This is a genomic window from Stenotrophomonas sp. 86428_Sma (assembly GCF_056481585.1).
On the sequence record NZ_CM151156.1, the window covers coordinates 471,159 to 490,099 of the forward strand.

Consider the following 18,941-nt stretch of genomic DNA (forward strand, 5'->3'; position numbering starts at 1 on the left):
AGCCGCCATCAGAATCATTGCCTCTTACGGGCACTTCACCGCATACACCGGCCCAGCACCGATCAGCATCAACGCCATGTAGTCACTATCGCTGGCCTTGCCCTTCAACGTCGCGTCCTTGTTGAAGTGGAAGATGCCGAAGCCGCCCGCCATGCGGATCAACGCGCTGTCGATCTGCTCGGCGTCATCGCGGAAGTAGCGGCTGATCTCGCTGCGGGTGGCCTTATGCAGGGCATTCGGCTCGCGCTGCCACTGGTCGCCGCGGCTGAAGGAGACGAAGTACTGGCCGCCTTCCTTGTCGATGCGGAAGTCGGCCGGTTTGCGCGCGCCGGTGGCGAAGCAGCCCTGCAACGGATCGGCGCTGAAAGGAAGCCCGGCATCGCCACTGCAGGCGGTGAGCAGCAGGACGGCACCGGGCAGCAGCAGGCGAAGCATGCGCATGGGATGTCCCTACAGGGCAGGTGCGGCTAGTGTAGGCGGCACTCGGGCGTCGCCCGTACAGAAATTCGGCAAGAACAAAGGGGTTTTCGGATGGCGCAGGGCAAGGCACCGTGGTGCGGCATGGCCAGTTGGCTGGGGATCGCTGTGGGTTGGGGAGCCGGCACATTGGCGGCGCAGGCGGCGGTGGCCGCAGGCGGCAATGGCATGGCTGCGGGATTGGGCGTGGGCGTGCTGGGCGCGGCACTGGTGGGCTGCGGCCTGGCGGTGGCCTCGCGCGTGCGCGGCGAGCGCTGGCCGTGGATCGGCATCGGTGGTGCGGTGCTGAGTGCGCTACCGCTGCTGATGTACCTGCTGCGGATGATGTTGAAGCTCTAGCGGTAGTGCCGGCCGCTGGCCGGCAACGCTGGATTGTTTCCGAAGCCCATGAGGTTGCCGGCCAGCGGCCGGCACTACCGGATGCGGGTCAGGTGCTGCGGTGGATTTCCACGGTGACATGCACCAGCTCTTCATGGATCGCCAGTGCATTGCGCACGGTATCGGCATCCAGACGGGCGTCGCTGGTAACCACACTGGCGCTGACCGCGTACTTGCCGCGACCGACCTGCCAGACGTGCAGGTCGGCCAGGCGCGCCGGCCAGGGGCCCTGTTCGATCACTTCGCGAACTTCGGCCACCACCGGTGCGTCCATCTGCGCGTCGAGCAGGATGCGGCCACTGTCGCGCAGCAGGCCCACCGCCCACACCGTCACCAGCACGGCGCCGACCAGGCCCATCACCGGGTCCAGCCAGGTCAGGCCCAGCAGCTTGCCGCCGAGCAGGGCGACGATGGCCAGCACCGAGGTGGCGGCGTCGGCCAGCACGTGCACGTAGGCCGAGCGCAGATTGAGGTCGTGACCGTGCGCATGGCCGTGATCGTGGTGTTGGTGGTCATGCCCGTGATGATCGCCATGGTCATGCCCGTGGTGGTGATGCGCGTGGCCCGGGCTGTCGTGCAGCCACCATGCGCAGAGCAGGTTCACGCCCAGGCCGACCGCAGCGATGGCGATGGCTTCGTTGTAGTGGATCGGCGCCGGTACCCACAGCCGCTGCAGTGACTGCACGGCCATCAGCGCGGCGACGCCGAGCAGGGCGATGGCGCTGGTGTAGCCGGCCAGGATCTCGATCTTCCAGGTGCCGAAGGCGAAGCGCGGGTCGTGCGCGTAGCGGCGCGCGCAGCGGTAGGCGAACACCGCCAGGCCCAGCGCCAGCGCGTGCGAACTCATGTGCCAGCCGTCGGCGAGCACGGCCATGGAGTTGAACCACCAGCCGCCGACGATCTCCACCAGCATCATGCCGACGGTCAGCCACAGGGCGCGGCGGGTATTGCGTTCGGCCAGCGGGTTGCCGTCGTCGAAGCGGTGTTCGTGGCGACGGGCGGCGGCGAGGGCGTCCAAGTGCATGGTGGCGGGAGCTGGAGTGGATACCCCCATAGGGTATATGATCCGGCCATGGCGCATGTACACAGGAATCGAAAGCAGCTGCTGACCCGGGTGCGCCGCATGGCGGGCCAGGTGGCGGCGTTGGAGCAGGCGCTGGACCAGCCCGAGGGTGAAGCCGGCGACTGTGCGGACGTGCTGGTGCAGGTTGCCGCCGTGCGCGGCGCCGCCCACAGCCTGCTGATGGAGCTGCTGCACGAGCACCTGCAGGAACACGTGGTGGGTGCCGATGACCCGCAGCAGCGGGCGGACGAGGCCGAAGTGCTGGTGGAGCTGCTGCGCCGCTACGGCAAATAGGCCGGGGGGCGGTAGAGTCGACTGTTAGTCGACTATCGCGCGAAGCGCGGGGTTCTATGCAGCCCGAGCGAAGAGCAGTCGACTAACAGTCGACTCTACCCCGCGTGCCGGTGCCGCGCGTTCCAGATATGCGTTGCGGCCAGCAGCAGGCTGCCGGTGACCGTCATCGGCGTTTCCCAGTCATGTGAGGGCAGCGCAAGCGCGCCGGCCAGCAACAGGCCCAGACCGACGCCAGCGGCGGCCCAGGCCAGCACCGGCAGCGGGTGACGGCGCTCGGCGCGCCATAGCGCGTAGCCGGTCAGTGGCAGGGCGATGGCCACGAACAGCAGGTGCACCCATTCCGCCTCGGCCCAGGTGCCGAACAGGGGAAGCGCGGCGGCCAGCAGGGGCAGCGCCAGGCAATGCAGCAGGCACAGGCTGGACAGGGCGACCGCGCCGGCATCAAGCAGGGCGGCAGAAGGCGACTTCATCGGGGGAGGTTCCTTGCGCAACAATTGTTATACAGTAACATTTCCGTTCCGCAGCCAACCCGCTCCGACATGAACACTGTTTCCCGCGCCGACCGTCGCCTGCCGGTCACCGTGCTGTCCGGCTTCCTGGGGGCCGGCAAGACCACCCTGCTCAACCAGATCCTGCGCAACCGCGAGGGCCTGCGCGTGGCGGTCATCGTCAACGACATGAGCGAGGTCAACATCGATGCGCAGCTGGTGCGCGAAGGTGGCGCCGAGCTGCGCCGCACCGAAGAGACGCTGGTGGAATTCAGCAACGGCTGCATCTGCTGCACGCTGCGCGACGACCTGCTGCAGGAAGTGCGGCGCCTGGCCGATGCCGGTCGCTATGACTATCTGCTGATCGAATCCACGGGCATCGGCGAGCCGATGCCGGTGGCGGCCACCTTCGCGGTGCGCGACGAACATGGCTTCAGCCTGAGTGATATCGCGCGGCTGGACACGATGGTGACGGTGGTCGACGGCAGCGCGTTCCTTGCCGACTTCGGCTCGACGTCGCGACTGGCCGAGCGCGGCCAACAGGCCGGCCCGGAGGATGATCGAGGTGTGGTTGACCTGCTATGCGAGCAGGTCGAGTTCGCCGACGTGATCGTGGTCAGCAAGGTGGACCAGGTGGATGACGAAGCGTTGCAGGACACGCTGGCCGTGTTGCGTGGCCTGAACCGCGACGCGAAGCTGCTGCTGTCCAGCTTCGGCGATGTGCCGCTGGCCGAGCTGCTGGATACTGGCCGCTTCGACATGGAGCGTGCGCAACGTGCGCCGGGCTGGGTGAAGGAACTGCGGGGCGAGCACACACCGGAAACCGAGGAGTACGGCATCGGCAGCTTCGTCTACCGCTCGCGACGTCCGTTCCACCCGGCGCGCTTCGCCCGCGCGCTGCAGTCCGGCATGCCCGGCGTGATCCGCAGCAAAGGCTGGTTCTGGCTGGCCAACCGCATGGACTGGGTGGGTGAGCTGAACACCGTGGGTGCCGCGACGCGGACGCAGGCGGCGGGCTTCTGGTACGCCGCGCGCGATCGCGTGCGTGCGGGCATCGAGGACACCACACCGCTGTTGCCGCCGACACCGCTGCCTTACAGCGACCTGGGATGGGCGCGGCAGCAGGCCGACTGCTGGAGCGCGCCGCCGCCGGGGCCGGAAGAATTCCCGGATTCGGCCGCGCACGCGGCGATGCAACGGCTGTGGCATCCCTTGTGGGGCGACCGTCGCCAGGAACTGGTGGTGATTGGCGTGCACATGGATGAGCGCGCGGTGCGTGCGGAGTTGGATGCGTGCCTGCTCAACGACCAGGAGCTGCGTGCGGGGCCATTGCTGTGGCAGCAGTTGCCGCAGGCGTTCCCGGTGTGGAAGCGTTGACGGTGCATTGAGGATCCATGGGTTGCCGGCCAGCGGCCGGCACTACCCCTGGTCGATACGTCATGCGTGGATGGATGCATGGCGGAGTCGAGCATGGCTTGACTCTACGGACTGTCGCGCCATTGCCAGTGGTTGGCGGTGACCTGCAACACCTGCGTCGGTCGCAATGCCTGCAGCAGGTGCCGGTCGTGGCTCACCATCACCAGCGCGCCCGGCCACGCCGCAAGCAGTTCCTCCAATGCCTGCAATGCGCTCAGATCCAGCGCATTGCCGGGTTCGTCCAACAGCAACAGCTGGGGCGCGGGATCGGCGTACAGCACGCTGGCCAGCGCACCTTTCACGCGTTCGCCATCGCTGAGGCTGTGGGCTGCCCGCTGGATGCGCTGTGCATCCAGCCCGAGCAGGGCCAGCCGCGTGCGCAGCTCGCCTGGGTCCGCGCCCGGGTTGGCGGCCTGCACGGTGTCGAGGATGCTGCGCTCGCCGGACAGCCCCAGCAGCTGCTGGTCGAGCAGGGCCAGTGGCGCATGCCGTTGCACGGCGCCACTGCGTGCAGGCAGCTGGCCGGCCAGCACACGCAGCAGGGTCGATTTGCCGCTGCCGTTGTCACCGACCACGGCGATGCGCTGGCCGCGGCGGATCTCCAGCTGCAACGGTGCACTGCAGCCATGTGGCAGCACCAGCGCCTCGGCCTGTAGCAGGCGCATGCTGCCACGGTCACCCGCACCGGCGAACAGTGCCAGTTCCGGCGCCGCGTGCACCGCCGATGCCGCTGCGCGCAGATGCTCTGCGCTGGCCTGCAGGCGTTCGGCCTGCACCTGTTGTGCGCGGCCGTGGCTGGCCTCGGCGCGCTGCTTCTGCCGGCCGAGCAGGATCGGGGCCTGGTTGGCCTGCTTCGCATCGCGGTTGCCACGCGCCTGGCGTTGTTGTTGCCGTTCGTGCTGTTCGCGCGCGCTGCGTTGCTGCTGGCGGTGCTGGGCGCGCGCATGATCGAGCTGGGCGGCGGCAGCTTCGCGCTCGGCGGCGCGCGCATCGGCATAGTGCTGCCACGGTCCGCCGTAACGATGCAGCCCGCGCCCATCGAGTTCGACGATCTGCTGCATGTGCGCCAGCAGCTCGCGATCATGACTGATCACCAGCAGGCCACCGCGCCACTGCTGCAACTGCTCGTACAGCTGTTGGCGATGGCGTGCATCGAGGTGGTTGCTGGGTTCGTCCAGGATCAGCCAATCGGCACCGCTGGCCAAGGCACCGGACAGCGCGACCTGCATGGCCTGGCCACCACTGAGGCGCGCGGCCGGCTGGGCGGGATCGAGATCGTCGGGCAGTCGAAGCGCCTGCCATTGCTGCTGCAGGCGTTCGCGCAGATCCCAGCGGTCGCCGACGCAGGCGAAGTCGGCCTCGTCCACGCTGCCGGCTTCGATGCGTTGCAGTGCAGCCAGTTCCGCGCCGACGCCGGCCAGTTCACCGACCGTGCCGGCGGGCGGATAGCCGGGCGTCGGCAACAGGAACACGCGGCCACTGCCGCGCACCTGGCCAGTGTCGGGCAGCAACCGTCCGACCAGCAGGCGTGCGAGCACGCTCTTGCCGGCGCCATTGGCACCGACCAGGCCGGTGGCGACCGGTTCGAAGGAAAACGTCAGATCGGAAAACAGCGGGCGGCCGTCGGCCAATCGATACGACACGCGATCGAGCGTGAGGGAATGCGGGGTCATGCGACCTCCATGGATGCCGGGTTCTCCCCTGCGCGCAGGGGCGGGAAGAGTCAGGCCGTCTGGTGGGAAGACGGCGGCATCAATGGCGCATTGGTCGCGAGCCTCTGGGAGGAATGAGCGGCCAGTATAGCGGGGCTGGCTGAATGGTTTGATGGCGCGACTCTACAAAGGCATCCACGCATGGCGTGGAACTACTGTGGGCCGGGCATGGGGTGGATCGATCTCCTACGGCACGGTTTCCAGGCGCGCGCTGACGAAGTCGATGAACACCCGCAGCTTCGGAAGCACGTGGCGGCCGGAGGGCCACAGCAGGTGGAAGATGCCGCAGGAGTGCACGTGCTCGTCCAGCACGGTAACCAGGCGGCCGTCGGCCAGTGCATCGCGCACCGAGTGCACGGGCACGAACGCCAGGCCGATATCGCGCAGTGCCAGCGCTACCCGCGCTTCGATGGTGTTGGCCACCATGTGCACCGGCAGCTCCTGCGGAGTTTCATGGTCGGGCCAGTGGACAGGCCACAGTTCCAGCTTGCCGGTACTGGGGAAGCGATAGTGCAGCAGCGTGTGCTGCATCAGATCAGCCGGTGTGCGCGGCGTGCCGCGCCGCTGCAGGTACGCCGGCGAGGCGACGATGCGGCGTGGGAACACGCCCAGGCGTCGTGCGTTCATGCGTGAGTCGCTGGGCTCGCCGACGCGCAGCACGGCATCGAATCCTTCCTCGATGACGTCGACCAGCCGATCGCTGAAATCGAGGTCGAGGCGGATATCGGGATAGGCCGCCATGAACTCGGCCATCAGCGGCAGGGTCAGGTCGCCCACCAACGGCAGGCCGATGCGCAGCGTGCCGCGAGGCGTGGCGTGCGGCTGTGCCAGCTCGGTGCGTGCGGCATCGCGCTCGTCGAGGATGCGCCGGCAACGCGCCAGGAACAGCTGGCCTTCGGCGGTGAGGGTGATGCTGCGCGTGCTGCGGTGGAACAGGCGCACGCCCAGCGCATGCTCCAGGCGGGCAACGCATTTGCCGGCAGCCGAGGCCGAGATGCCCTGCAGGCGCCCGGTGTCGACGAAGCTGCGGGTATCGGCCGCGTGCACGAAGGTCTGCAGGTTGGCGAGGTTGTCCAGGACTGACATGGGCGTGTGGGCAACGAAAGCGGCAGGGTAGGTCGGCGCGGCCGTAGTGGACGGCTCCGCCATCGCAACACTGTGGTGCGGGGTGGCGCGGGGGCCGTTACGGCCTAGCAGTTCCGGCCATCATGCCGATTGCGGACTGCACGGTCCATGATGCCCGGAGCGGCAACCGGCTTTTTGCGCTGCGCCGTGCTGCCTAACGTGGCGGGCCTCTCCCCCACGGATTCCCGCGATGAATGCCGCTCCTTCCCTTGAACCCACGCCGACACTGCCATCGGTGCAGCGGCTGCTGCAGCAGGTGCACCCGCAGCGCCTGGTCGGCGCGGTGGTGCTGGTGCGCGAGCACGGTGTGCTGCGCCACGCCGGCGCGACCGGGCTGGCCGATCGCGAGACGGCCACGCCGATGCAGCGCGACCAGTTGTTCCGGCTGGCATCGGTCAGCAAGCCGCTGTTGACCACGGTGATCCTGCGCCTGGTAGCCGAAGGCGTGCTGGACCTGGATGCGCCGGTACAGCGCTGGCTGCCGGACTTCCGCCCGGCGCTGGCCGATGGCAGCACGCCGCCGATCAGCCTGCGCCAACTGCTCAGCCATAGCAGCGGGCTGGGTTACCGCTTCCTCGAAGCCGATGCGGATGGCCCGTACGCACAGGCCGGCGTCAGCGATGGCATGGATGCGAATCCGCTGACACTGACCGACAACGTGCATCGCATCGCGCAGGCGCCGCTGTTGTTCGCGCCGGGCAGCCAATGGTTGTACTCGTTGGGCGTGGACGTCGCGGGCGCCGTGGCTGAAGCCGCGACCGGTGAAACGCTGCAGGCACTGTTCGAGCGCTTGTTGGCCGCGCCACTGGGGCTGGCCGACACCGCATTCGCGACCACCGATGCCGCGCGGCTGGCCACGCCGTATGTGAGTGACACGCCGCAGCCGCATCGCCTGCAGGAAGGCGAAGTGGTCGCACCGTTCGAGGGTACCGTCGGCATTGAGTACAGCCTCGCGCGCGCCACCGATGCCAGACGTTTTCCTTCGGCCGGTGCTGGACTGATTGGCAGCGCCGACGAGGTGATGGCGGTGTTGGAGGCCTTGCGCGATGTGCAAGCTTCGAATCTGTTGCCGCCCGCGCTGGTGGCGGAGATGGCCAGCCCGCAGGTGGGCGAGCAGGGGCCGCCGGAACCGGCCGGCTGGGGCTTCGGGTTGGGCTTTGCGGTGCTGCGCGATGCCGCCGCCAGTGGCACACCGCAGAGCGAAGGCACCTGGCGCTGGGGCGGTGCCTACGGCCATAGCTGGTTTGTCGATCCTGCGCGTGGGCTGAGCGTGGTGGCGCTGACCAACACCCTGTACGAAGGCATGGACGGTGCCTTCGTTGATGAGCTGCGTGACGCGGTCTACGCCGATCTGGAGGCTGCGCGATGAGCGGCCATGCCATTGATGCGGCCAGCCCGGCCGGTGAAGCCACGCGCCTGCCGTGGGCGGGGCTGCTGGCGCTGGCCGGCGGCGGCTTCATCACCCTGCTGACCGAAACCCTGCCGGCCGGTGTACTGCGGCCGATGGGCGAGAGCCTGGGCGTGAGTGATGCGGCGGTGGGCCAGCTGGTCAGCGTGTACGCGCTGGGATCGGTGATGGCCGCACTGCCGATGACCGCGTTGACCCAGCGCCTGCCGCGACGCCCCTTGTTGCTGGCCGCCATTGCCGGCTTCGTGGTGGTCAACACGCTGACCGCCGTGAGCAGCAGCTATCCGCTGATCCTTGCCGCGCGTTTCCTGGCCGGTGTGAGTGGTGGCCTGCTGTGGTCGCTGGTGGCCGGCTATGCGGCGCGCATGGTGGTGCCGTCGCTGCAGGGCCGGGCAATCGCGGTGGCGATGGTTGGATCGCCGTTGGCGCTGTCGCTGGGTGTACCGGCGGGCACGTTGCTGGGCCAGCAGATCGGCTGGCGCTGGGCGTTCGCGTTGATGAGCGTGCTGGGGGTCGGCCTGCTGGCGTACGCGCGCTGGGCACTGCCGGCGCTACCGGCGGCCGCGGCCGGTCAGCGCACGTCGTTGGGTACGGTGTGGCGCATGCCCGGCGTGCGCAGCGCGCTTGCGGTGATGGTGCTGTACGTGCTGGCGCACAACGTGCTGTACACCTACATCGAACCGCTGGCGGTGGAGGCAGGCGCCGGCCGGTGGCTGGACCGCCTGCTGCTGGCCTTCGGCGTGGCTGCCATCGTTGGTATCGGCATTGCCGGTTGGGGCGTGGACCGTCATCTGCGCACGCTGGTGTGGGCGGCCGTGATCGGTTTCATTCTTCCGGTGTTGGCCCTGCTGTTGTGGCCAGGACAGGCCACACCGCTGCTGCTGGCAACGATCCTGTGGGGTGTGGCGTTCGGGTCGGTTGCGACCCTGTTCCAGACCGCGCTCGCACGCCGTGCCGGTGCTGCCGCCGACCTGGCGCAGTCGATGCTGGTTACCGGCTGGAACCTGGCGATTGCCGCCGGTGGCGTAGCAGGCGGTGTGCTGCTGCAGGCCAGTGGCCCGAGCCAGCTGGGATGGTTGCCGTTGCTGCTGCTGGCGGTGACCGTGGTGTGGCTGCTGGCACGGCCGAAGGCCTGGGCGTAGGCGGCGATCATCGGTGATGTGGTGCCGGCCAGCGGCCGGCACTACCGTGGTCCATGTCATCCACGCATGGCGTGGATCTACCGAGCGCAGCGACCCGCGTTTGCTTTTGCTTTTGCTTTCTTCTGTTGATTCCGTGGTGGGACGCCGCCGCAATGTGTCCGTGGCCGGGTGGGTGGGTTGCGCAGGGGCGTGAGCCGCATGGATGCGGCGACCGAGCTTACATGGACGTACTTGCAGCGCCCCCTGCGCGACCCATCCACCCGGCCCCAACTGATGGATCCACTGGGCGCGACCCACCACGAGGGGCTCTGCCGTTGGCCGTCCTACTCGATCCCCTCACGCTCGATCGGCACGCTGCGCGGGTTCTGCATGTGCTCCCGCGCCGCGCCATAGCGCTGCTGCCGCTTGTGATGGAACACCACGAACTCATCCCGCGGCAGCGGCCGCGAGAACAGCCAACCCTGCGCGAACTCGACCTTCCGGGTATGCAGATACGCCAGCTGTGCCTCGGTCTCCACGCCCTCGGCCACCACCCACAGGCCCAGCTCCTTGGCCATGTCGATGATGTGCGGGGTTACCGGGCTGGTGGCGCTCTCGGTGTCGATCGCATCGATGAATGATTTGTCGATCTTCAACGCGTCCAGCGGCAGCTGTTCCAGGTACTGGAGGCTGGGGAAGCCGACGCCGAAATCGTCAATGGCCACGCTGTGCCCGGCCCGACGCGCCTGCGCCAGCATCGTGCGGGCGCGGTCCAGATCCAGGAAGCCGCGCTCGGTGGCCTCCATCCAGATCTGCTGCGGCAGGATGCCGCTGCCAGCCATGTGCTTGGAGATCATCTTCAGCGCACGGCCGCTGCTGATATCTTCGGCGGCCAGGTTGATCGCGATGTGCGCGCTGCGGTCGGCCACCAGCAGTTCACGCATGTCGCGCACCACGTTCTCGATCACCAGATCGGTGACCGCGCCGATCATGCCGGCCTCTTCGGCCAGCGGAATGAACAGGTCCGGCCGCACCTGGGTGCCATCCGGGCGCTGCCAGCGCACCAGCGCTTCGGCGCCGACGCAGATGCCGGTATCCAGCTCGATGATCGGCTGGTAGTGCAGGTACAGCTCGCGGCGGCGGATCGCTGTGGCCAGCTCGCCGCGCAGGGACAGGCGGCGGCGCGACAGCCAGATCACCAGGCCGGCACCGGCAGCGGCCAGCAGAACGCCGATCGGCACGAACAGCCACGCCTGCTGGCGGAAGGTCGCGGCAAGCGCGGTACGCGGCATGGTCGCGATCGCCAACCACTCTTCGTTGCGGGCGGTGGCATACAGGGTGTGGTGGTCCAGGCCTTCATCGGGGGCGCGCAGCAGGGTCTCCAGCAATGCCGGATCCATGCCGTCCTGCCTGGCCAGGAGACGCCCATCGGGGCTGGCCAGGGCAAGGCGCACGTTCGGGTCGGCGATGACATCGACGAAGCGGCGCGGATCGACCAGCACGTCGTAGTTGCCGTACAGGAACGACAGGACCTGGCGCCGTCCGCTGGCCTCGGGGCGCACATCCACGGCGATGCCGGCGCCATCACTGGTGACGTGGTCGGCCTTGGGCTGGTTGACGTCGGACAGGAACGGCCCCCACGACGTACAGCGCAGCTTGCCACCCTCGAAGTAGCCCATCTGGTCGACCGACGGCGAGGTCATCACCAGCGTCTGCATGCGCCGGATATGCTCGGGCCCGCAGGCGTCGTGGGCGCCGACCTCGGCCGACTGCAGTGCCGCCAGCGCTTCCTGGTAGGACTGGTCGGCGCGGCGCAGCGCGCGACCGGCGATGTCGCGCAGCCGCTGCTGCTCGACGCTGACTGCACGGTCCCAGGTGGCATAGGCCATCACCGCGATCGGCACGGCCGCGGCCAGCAGCGCCAGCGCGGTGCCACCAATGATCACGCGCAGCCGACTCAAGGCCGGAGCTCCAGCGGGGCGGGCAGGGCAGGGCACATGGTCGGGCCGATCCTTGGGCAGGTGCGGCTATCTGAGCATGACGCCGGGCCGGGCGGAATGGGACGAATCCGGTATTCGGTCACAATGTGATGAAAGCGACCATGATTGACGCAATCGGGCCGTCCAGCGCTGGCGCTCCGGGCCGGGGAGGACTAACGTCGAACGCTTCGCCCGCCCCAGTGCACGCCCATGACCGAGCCCGCAACGCCCCCCGAGCACCTGCGCCGCAGCCTGTCCAACCGCCACCTGCAGTTGATCGCCATCGGCGGTGCCATCGGCACCGGCCTGTTCATGGGCTCGGGCAAGACCATCAGCCTGGCCGGCCCGTCCATCGTCTTCGTCTACCTGATCATCGGCGCGATGCTGTTCTTCGTGATGCGCGCGATGGGCGAGCTGCTGCTGTCCAACCTGCAGTACAAATCCTTCATCGACTTTTCCACCGACCTGCTTGGTCCCTGGGCCGGCTTCTTCTGTGGATGGACGTACTGGTTCTGCTGGATCGTCACCGCCATCGCCGATGTGATCGCCATCGCCGCCTATGCGCAGTTCTGGTTCCCTGGGCTGGATGCCTGGATACCGGCACTGGCCTGCGTGCTGCTGTTGCTGGCACTGAACCTGGTGACGGTGAAGCTGTTCGGCGAGATGGAATTCTGGTTCGCGCTGATCAAGATCGTGGCGATCTGTGCACTGATCATCACCGGCGCCGGGCTGGTGGCGTGGGGCTTCACCTCGCCCAGTGGCCACACCGCGTCGTTGTCGAACCTGTGGAATGACGGCGGCATGTTCCCGATGGGCCTTGTCGGCTTCTTCGCCGGTTTCCAGATCGCGGTGTTCGCTTTCGTCGGCATCGAGCTGGTGGGTACCACCGCCGCTGAAACCGCAGACCCCGAGCGCAACCTGCCCAAGGCGATCAACTCGATCCCGGTGCGCATCATCATCTTCTACGTGCTGGCGCTGATCGCGATCATGGCCGTCACCCCGTGGCGCCAGGTGGTGCCGGACAAGAGCCCGTTCGTGCAGCTGTTCGTGCTGGCCGGCATTCCCGCCGCGGCCAGCCTGATCAACTTCGTGGTGCTGACCTCGGCCACGTCCTCGGCCAACAGCGGCATCTTCTCTACCAGCCGCATGCTGTACGGTCTGGCCGAAGAGGGCCACGCACCGCGCGGGTTGTCGAAGTTGTCACGCGCCGCAGTGCCCGCCCGTGGCCTGCTGTTCTCGTGCCTGTGCCTGCTGGGCGGCACGCTGCTGATCTACCTGATTCCGAACCTGGTGACCGCCTTCACCCTGGTGACGACGCTGGCCACGGTGCTGTTCATCTTCGTCTGGTCGCTGATCCTGGTGGCCTACATGGCCTATCGCCGCCGCTACCCGGAGCGCCACGCTGCCTCGATCTTCAAGATGCCCGGCGGCGTTGCCATGTGCTGGGCCTGCCTGGTGTTCTTCGCCGCCGTGCTGGTGCTGCTGAGCCTGCAGGCCGACACCCGCCAGGCGCTGGTCGCCAGCCCGGTGTGGTTCGTGCTGTTGGGCGTGGGGTATTGGGTGCGGCGGAGGACCGCGAAGTAATCCAGCATTTGCGTTCCATCGATTGATCCAGAGATCTCTCTGGAGTGGGGTCAGAGACCGTTGCGCAGCAACGGGATCCGACCCCCGCAGGAAATCGGCCGTTGCCGTTGCTGTTGAGGTTGCCGGCCAGCGGCCGGCACTACCACGGGTGCAGGGCGCAGCCCTGCCGACCCCCATTCACCCAGCATTAGCGGGCGCGGCCGGATGATCCGGCCGCCATGCCCCGTCACCCTCTCCTGCTTGCGCTGTTGCTGCTGCCCAGCCTGTGGCCCGGGCTGGCCGCCGCGCGCACCGTCTACCGCTGCGTGCAGGGCAACACCGTCAGCCTGGCCACCGCGCCGGAACCCGGTTCACGCTGCACCGCGAAGGAAATCGACGACAACGCCATCCAGACCCCGAACCTGTGGGGCAACATGGGCGTGTTCAGCGGCGTGCTGTACGAGCGCGAGCAGGATGGCGCGCTGGTCTACTCCACCCGCAACCTGCCCGGCTCGCGGGTGTTCCTGAAGTTCACAGTGGCCACGCCGCCGGGCGAACCTGCCCACGAAGGCCTGGGCAAGGTCGGCAAGCCGCAGTTGGCGCAGCACGCCAAGCAGTTCAAGGCCGCGGCCAAGGCCACCGGTGTCGATGACGCATGGCTGCGCGCGATTGCCCATGCCGAAAGCAACTTCGATGCGCTGGCGGTCTCGACCAAGGGCGCGCAGGGCGTGATGCAGTTGATGCCGGAGACCGCACAGGAATATGGCGTGCGCGATCCGTTTTCGCCGCAGCAGTCGATCGAGGGCGGCGCCCGCTACATGCGCGCGCTGCTGCGCCGCTACAACGGCGATCGCCCGTTGGCGGCGGCCGCCTACAACGCGGGCATCGGTGCAGTCACCCGCTACAAGGGCGTGCCGCCCTACGCCGAAACCCTGGCCTATGTGGACAAGGTGATGGCCCTGTATGCACGCTACCGCGAAGCGATGGGCATCCGTACCGAGGTGCCAGCCCGCTAGGCGGAAGGTGTAGTGCCGAGCCCACGCTCGGCGCCACAGAAAATCGGCTCAGCGCGAAGTGGAAGCGCTGACCAGGTCGTAGCGCTCAATGCGGCCGACGCGTGCCACCTCGGCCTGCACGTCGGCGCGCTGCTTCAGCGCACGCCAGGCCGCATCGATCTTCACGTCACCGGGCAGCGAGGGGTAGGTGCGCATGTCCTGCAGGGAGGCCAGCGCCTCGCCACGGTCGGTGGGGGAGCGCAGCTGTTCGATCAGCACTGCGGCTGCGCCGTCCAGGTTGCCTTCGTCCAGCAGCATCTCGCGATGGAACAGGCGTGCGTCGTCGCGCTGGGCAAGGATCACCGAGCGGGCGGCTTCCACTGCCTGGGCATCGCCGCGTTCGCGGGCGGCAGCGAACTGCAGCAGTGCCTGGGCCGCCTTGCCGTAACCGGCCAGGCCTGGCATGTCATTCACTGCGGCAGCAGCGTCCTGCATGCGGCCCAGCGAACTGAGCACGAAACCGACGTTGAACTGGTGCTCGGCACCATCCGGGCCCAGCGCACCGATGCGTGCGGCCAGCCTGGCTGTGGCCAGCGCATCGTCGGTACGGCCCAACCGGCGCAGCGCCGTAAGCCGGCTGTTGAGCAGCCATGCCACCCATTCGGCTTCCGCCGCCGAGGGCGACTCACCTTCGGCCGCCGCACCGGCCATGCCATCGGTCAGCGCCAGCACTTCCTCGTTGCGGTCCAGCATCAGCAGCGTGCTGCTGAACTCGGCCATGCGCGCGTCCAGCGCCCGGTCGAGCAGGCCGGAAACCCGCAGTTCGTCGAGGTGCTTCTGTGCAGCCTGCACGGGATCAAAGCGCGGGTTGGCGCGGTCGACATAGGGATCGAAGCGCTTGTCACTGCGCAGCCGGATGATTTCGGCGGGCGCGGAGATGCGGGCCAGGGTCGCGGGGATGGCCTCGCCACGGCCGTTGTCGGCCTGCAGTGTGGCCAGTGCCAGCCACAGTCCGGTGGGTTCCAGACCGCCGCTCTTCCAGCCGTTGTCGAACAGTGCCTGCAGCAGTTCCATACGCTGCTGCGGCTGGTCCCGCAGGCGGAACTGCAGGTAGTTGATCGCGTGGTGGTCCACCGGCAACGGCGCGTCGGCATGCTTCAGCGCCTGCACCAGGTGCTTCGTGGCAGGTGCCGGTTGGTTCTCGGACAGTTCCACCGAGACCAGGGTCAGCAGGATCTGCGCGTCGTCCGGCAATGCTTCCTGTGCGCGCTGCAGGTAGCGGCGGGCCTGGTCCGGCTTCTTCTGCACCATTGCGGTCCAGCCGGCTACCTGCGCGGCGCGGCCGCGGTGTTCGGCATCGAAGTCATCCAGCATCGGATCTTCCATCAGCCGTTCCATCGCGATCAGCGCGCCCAGCGTGTTGCCACTGCGCGACTGCTGGATGGCTTCATCCCATCGCGTGGCATAGGCCTGGTGCATCGCATCGGCGGTGACGGACGGCTTCTGTGGTGCCACCGAGATCGAGGCGGAGGCCGGCGTGCTGGCCAGTGCGGCCACCAGCAGGGCGGCGAGGGGGAAGATGCGGGGCATGGAGGATCTCCATCCGTGGGAAGAGCATTGAACCCGCTGTAGCCAGGGAGAACAAGCGCGACGCATGGAACTCTGGTATCCGGCAGTACGTTTGGCCGTGGCGGATCCTGCGTTCAGCGTCTATTGTCAGTGCCTCTTCAGACAGCAGGCAGGCAGCGCAGCACGATGGCACGGTGGCAATGGATGGCGGCAGGCGTAGCGTTGGCGACCGTAGTGGCACTGGCCGCGACCTGGTGGGAGACGCCGCTGCATACGCCGGCTGAACCGGCAGGCCCGGTTCCAACGCCGCTGGCGTGGACCGCGCAGATCGAGCCGCTGGCCGGCGATGGCCACTCGGGTGACCGCGATGGCGCGTCCGCGCAGGCGCGTTTCGCCGATCCGTACGCGTTGCTGCGCAGTGCCGATGGCAGCGTCTATTTCACCGATGCCGGTGACAACAACCGGATCCGTCGCCGCCTTCCCGATGGCCGCGTTGAAACGGTGGCCGGGCAGGGCGAGGGGCGTATCGATGGCCCGGCACTGCAGGCCAGTTTCAATACGCCCTCGGGCATCGCCGCCGACGCGCAGGGCAACCTGTATGTGGCCGACACCGGCAACCACGCGATCCGCCGTATCGGCACCGATGGCCAGGTGACCACGCTGGCCGGTGGCGAACAGGGCTACGCCGATGGCCCTGCCGCGCAGGCGCGCTTCGATGCACCGATGGGCATCGCGGTGGACGCGCAGGGCCAGGTCTATGTGGCCGACACCTTCAACGACCGCATCAGGGTGATCGGTACCGACGGCAACGTGCGTACCCTGGCTGGCGGCGAGCGCCCGGGGCTGGCCGATGGCCTGGCGGGTGATGCACGCTTCGATACACCGGTGGCACTGGCCTTCGATGCGCACGGCGCGCTGCTGGTGGCCGACCTGTTCAACAACGCGGTGCGTCGGGTCGGTGCCGACGGCATGGTCAGCACGCTGCTGGGCGATGGCGGCGTGATCAATGGGCCGCTGTCGCTGGCCACCACGCACGACGGCGTGCTGTACGTGGGTGACCTTGATGGCCGCATCGTGCAGGTAACACCGCAGGGCCACCAGATCGCGCTGGTGGGCAACGGCCGCCTGCCACGCCTGGCCCGCCCCAGTGGGTTGGCGATGGATGCCGATGGCAGCGTGCTGGTCGCCGATTCCGCCAGCTATCGCCTGCACCGCCTGCGCCCGCTGCCGGTGGGTGACCTGCCGGCACCGGCGCTGGTCGGGCCCGCTGCCGATGCAGCATTGCCGGACACCGGTGGGCGCTGGCCATTGGCACCCCAGGATGGCTGGCATGAAGTGGTCGGCACGCTGGGCGAGGTGCGCGGCAACTTCAAGGGCGAGAGCCGCCACCACCTGCACGGCGGTTTCGATGTGCGCGGCGATGTCGGCCAGACCGTGCTGGCGATCGCCGATGGCAAGATCAGCAGCCCGGTAGCGGCGTGGAGCCTGGGTGGGCAGGCCGAGGGCCTGGCCGTGGACCGTCTCAAGTACATCCACATGCGGGTCGGCCGCACCCCGCGCGACCAGCCGTTCGATGCGCGCTGGCAGGCGCTGTACGACGAGCAGGGCAAGCTGGAGCGGATGCGCGTGCGTCGCGGCACGCGCATCCACGTCGGCGATCGCCTGGGCAGCATCAACAACCAGGCGCACGTGCACCTGGCGGTGGGCACCGGCGGCTTCGAAACCAACGCCGTGGCGCTGGGCTTCTACAACTACGCCGACCACTTCGCACCGCGCATCACCGATGTGGCGCTGCTGGACGACAACGACCAACCGCTGGCGGCCGGCAACGACGGCGTGGTGATGCTGGCGCGGCAGGGACGTGGCGTGCAGATCGTGGTCGAGGCCTGGGACCAAGTTGATAACAACCTGCCGCGGCGCCGGCTGGGCATGTACCAGGTGGGCTACCAGATCCTCGATGCTGCCGGGCAGCCGCTGCAGGGCTATGAGCAGCCGCGCTGGAACATCGTGTTCAACCGCATGCCGCCGCAGACCGAAGCGGTGCGCGTGGCCTACGCACCGGACAGCGGCATCACCGTGCATGGCAGTGCGGTGACCCGCTTCCGCTACCTCGCCACCAACACCGTGCGTGATGGCCTGATGGAAACCGGGCGCTGGCAGCCGGCGGCATTGCCACCGGGCGAGTACACCGTCCGCGCCAGCGTGCGCGACTACAGCGGCAACGAAGGCGTGGGTCCGCGCGAGATCAGGGTACGGCTGCTGCCATAGCCGCAGCCGGGGCGCCGCAGCGTTCGCGCTCGGCGTCCATGTCTTCCAGCGGCCGCACCTCGATGCTGCCGAAGCGTGCCCACGGGAAATCGCGGGCGATGCGCATGGCTTCGTCGCGGTCGCGGGCGACGATCAGGTTGAAGCCGGCCAGCAGTTCGCGGGTTTCGGCGAACGGGCCATCCAATACACGGCTGTGGCCATCGCGCACGCGCAGGGTCTGCGCGGTGTCGACTGGTTGCAGCTTCTGCGCGGCCAGCAGCGTGCCTTCCGCCTGCAGTTTGTCGGCGTGGGCGAGGCAGTCGCGCATCAGCGCGTTGAATTCTTCGGTGGGCAGGGCCTGCAGCAGGGCAGGCTCGATGTAGATCAGAAGAAGATACTGCTGCATGGCACGGTCCTGGCGGGGGCGGAGTGTCCATGATCGCGCAGGATTGCGCGTGGGCATGTTGCAGCGCGGGAGGCGGCGCCTTCGGCGGGGATCGGCGAACGGCGGAGCCCCTCCGTGGTGGCGCTACAGCGTGATTCTTGGGCTTGGCCGGGTGGGTAGGCGGGTCGGGGGACGCCGTAAACCCGTCCATGGGGGCTTGGCCGCGGCATCCATGCCGCGGACACCCCCGCCCCGCCTACCCACCCGGCCCTGGACAGTTTCCTGCGGCGTCCACCACGGAAAATCACAAACAAGAGCAAAAGCGGGTCGCTTCGCTCGCAAAGCCGAGCCCGCCAGCCAATCGCCGTTGTTTTTGCTTTTGCTTTTGCCTTTTTTCTTGATCTTCCCGTGGTGCGTGCCGGAGGCAGGAAACTGTCCAAGGCCGGGTGGGGAGGCAGGGCAGGGGCGTGAGCCGCATGGATGCGGCGACCGAGCTTACATGGACGTACTTGCAGCGCCCCCTGCCCTGCCTCCCCACCCGGCCAAATCCATGAACCGAGCTTTCAGCGACCAACCCACCCCACCACGGAGGGGCTCCGCCGTTCGCCGACCCCCGCCGAAGGCGCGCTTTCCACGGAAGAAATAATTTTCAGAGGACGTGTCGATTCCCAACCCCCTGGTTCGTTGTACCCAGTGAAGGGCACGCACCACGCGTCCCCAC

Annotated in this window: 16 protein-coding genes; 8 read left to right on the top strand and 8 right to left on the bottom strand. The window is 68.1% G+C overall.

The window, feature by feature from the left end; translation table 11 throughout:
* Window positions 1-24: 24 nt before the first annotated feature.
* Window positions 25-441, bottom strand: coding sequence for a hypothetical protein (locus ACZK3J_RS02100; protein ID WP_049448813.1), 417 nt, complete (start codon window positions 439-441; stop codon window positions 25-27).
* Window positions 442-531: 90 nt separating this feature from the next.
* Between ACZK3J_RS02100 and ACZK3J_RS02105 the strand changes: the two genes are divergently transcribed.
* A complete protein-coding gene (locus ACZK3J_RS02105; RefSeq protein WP_012478993.1) occupies window positions 532-816 on the top strand; it encodes a hypothetical protein in 285 nt (94 codons plus the stop codon).
* An 88-nt stretch (window positions 817-904) separates the two neighbouring features.
* On the opposite strand, the gene dmeF is transcribed toward ACZK3J_RS02105, so the two are convergent.
* Window positions 905-1,879 (bottom strand): CDF family Co(II)/Ni(II) efflux transporter DmeF, encoded by a 975-nt coding sequence (dmeF, locus tag ACZK3J_RS02110; RefSeq protein ID WP_049448812.1) that lies wholly within the window; start codon window positions 1,877-1,879, stop codon window positions 905-907.
* 48 nt (window positions 1,880-1,927) lie between these two features.
* Here dmeF and ACZK3J_RS02115 point away from each other — a divergent pair, with 48 nt between their 5' ends.
* Window positions 1,928-2,212, top strand: coding sequence for a metal-sensing transcriptional repressor (locus ACZK3J_RS02115; RefSeq protein ID WP_049448809.1), 285 nt, complete (start codon window positions 1,928-1,930; stop codon window positions 2,210-2,212).
* 95 nt (window positions 2,213-2,307) lie between these two features.
* On the opposite strand, the gene ACZK3J_RS02120 is transcribed toward ACZK3J_RS02115, so the two are convergent.
* Window positions 2,308-2,682 (bottom strand): MerC domain-containing protein, encoded by a 375-nt coding sequence (locus ACZK3J_RS02120; RefSeq protein WP_049448807.1) that lies wholly within the window; start codon window positions 2,680-2,682, stop codon window positions 2,308-2,310.
* A 69-nt stretch (window positions 2,683-2,751) separates the two neighbouring features.
* Between ACZK3J_RS02120 and ACZK3J_RS02125 the strand changes: the two genes are divergently transcribed.
* Complete coding sequence (locus ACZK3J_RS02125; protein WP_088435672.1) at window positions 2,752-4,077, top strand: GTP-binding protein; 1,326 nt, start codon at window positions 2,752-2,754, stop codon at window positions 4,075-4,077.
* A gap of 104 nt (window positions 4,078-4,181) precedes the next feature.
* On the opposite strand, the gene ACZK3J_RS02130 is transcribed toward ACZK3J_RS02125, so the two are convergent.
* Both ACZK3J_RS02130 and ACZK3J_RS02135 read right to left on the bottom strand, forming a co-directional pair.
* On the bottom strand, window positions 4,182-5,789 hold the full coding sequence (locus ACZK3J_RS02130) for an ABC-F family ATP-binding cassette domain-containing protein (protein ID WP_478476360.1): 1,608 nt from the start codon (window positions 5,787-5,789) through the stop codon (window positions 4,182-4,184).
* Window positions 5,790-6,014: 225 nt separating this feature from the next.
* Window positions 6,015-6,914, bottom strand: coding sequence for a LysR family transcriptional regulator (locus ACZK3J_RS02135; protein ID WP_478476361.1), 900 nt, complete (start codon window positions 6,912-6,914; stop codon window positions 6,015-6,017).
* Window positions 6,915-7,143: 229 nt separating this feature from the next.
* Between ACZK3J_RS02135 and ACZK3J_RS02140 the strand changes: the two genes are divergently transcribed.
* Window positions 7,144-8,322: a serine hydrolase domain-containing protein gene (locus tag ACZK3J_RS02140; protein WP_478476362.1), complete on the top strand. Its 1,179-nt coding sequence runs from the start codon at window positions 7,144-7,146 to the stop codon at window positions 8,320-8,322.
* Window positions 8,319-9,503, top strand: coding sequence for an MFS transporter (locus tag ACZK3J_RS02145; RefSeq protein WP_423164053.1), 1,185 nt, complete (start codon window positions 8,319-8,321; stop codon window positions 9,501-9,503). The genes ACZK3J_RS02140 and ACZK3J_RS02145 overlap by 4 nt, the downstream gene beginning before the upstream one ends.
* A gap of 323 nt (window positions 9,504-9,826) precedes the next feature.
* Here ACZK3J_RS02145 and ACZK3J_RS02150 read toward each other — a convergent pair whose 3' ends face one another.
* Window positions 9,827-11,443, bottom strand: a complete 1,617-nt coding sequence (locus ACZK3J_RS02150) for an EAL domain-containing protein (RefSeq protein WP_478476363.1) — start codon at window positions 11,441-11,443, stop codon at window positions 9,827-9,829.
* Between the two features lie 228 nt (window positions 11,444-11,671).
* Between ACZK3J_RS02150 and cycA the strand changes: the two genes are divergently transcribed.
* Window positions 11,672-13,045: a D-serine/D-alanine/glycine transporter gene (cycA, locus tag ACZK3J_RS02155; protein ID WP_049399140.1), complete on the top strand. Its 1,374-nt coding sequence runs from the start codon at window positions 11,672-11,674 to the stop codon at window positions 13,043-13,045.
* Window positions 13,046-13,263: 218 nt separating this feature from the next.
* Window positions 13,264-14,040, top strand: coding sequence for a lytic transglycosylase domain-containing protein (locus ACZK3J_RS02160; RefSeq protein WP_012479002.1), 777 nt, complete (start codon window positions 13,264-13,266; stop codon window positions 14,038-14,040).
* A gap of 48 nt (window positions 14,041-14,088) precedes the next feature.
* Here the strand turns inward: ACZK3J_RS02160 and ACZK3J_RS02165 are convergent, their stop codons facing one another.
* Entirely contained in the window at window positions 14,089-15,609 is a 1,521-nt protein-coding gene (locus ACZK3J_RS02165; RefSeq protein WP_478476364.1) for a tetratricopeptide repeat protein, read from the bottom strand.
* Between the two features lie 165 nt (window positions 15,610-15,774).
* Between ACZK3J_RS02165 and ACZK3J_RS02170 the strand changes: the two genes are divergently transcribed.
* Window positions 15,775-17,856 (top strand): gluconolaconase, encoded by a 2,082-nt coding sequence (locus ACZK3J_RS02170; RefSeq protein WP_478476365.1) that lies wholly within the window; start codon window positions 15,775-15,777, stop codon window positions 17,854-17,856.
* On the opposite strand, the gene ACZK3J_RS02175 is transcribed toward ACZK3J_RS02170, so the two are convergent.
* Window positions 17,834-18,241: a YciI family protein gene (locus tag ACZK3J_RS02175; RefSeq protein ID WP_004153945.1), complete on the bottom strand. Its 408-nt coding sequence runs from the start codon at window positions 18,239-18,241 to the stop codon at window positions 17,834-17,836. The genes ACZK3J_RS02170 and ACZK3J_RS02175 overlap by 23 nt on opposite strands.
* Window positions 18,242-18,941: the final 700 nt, after the last annotated feature.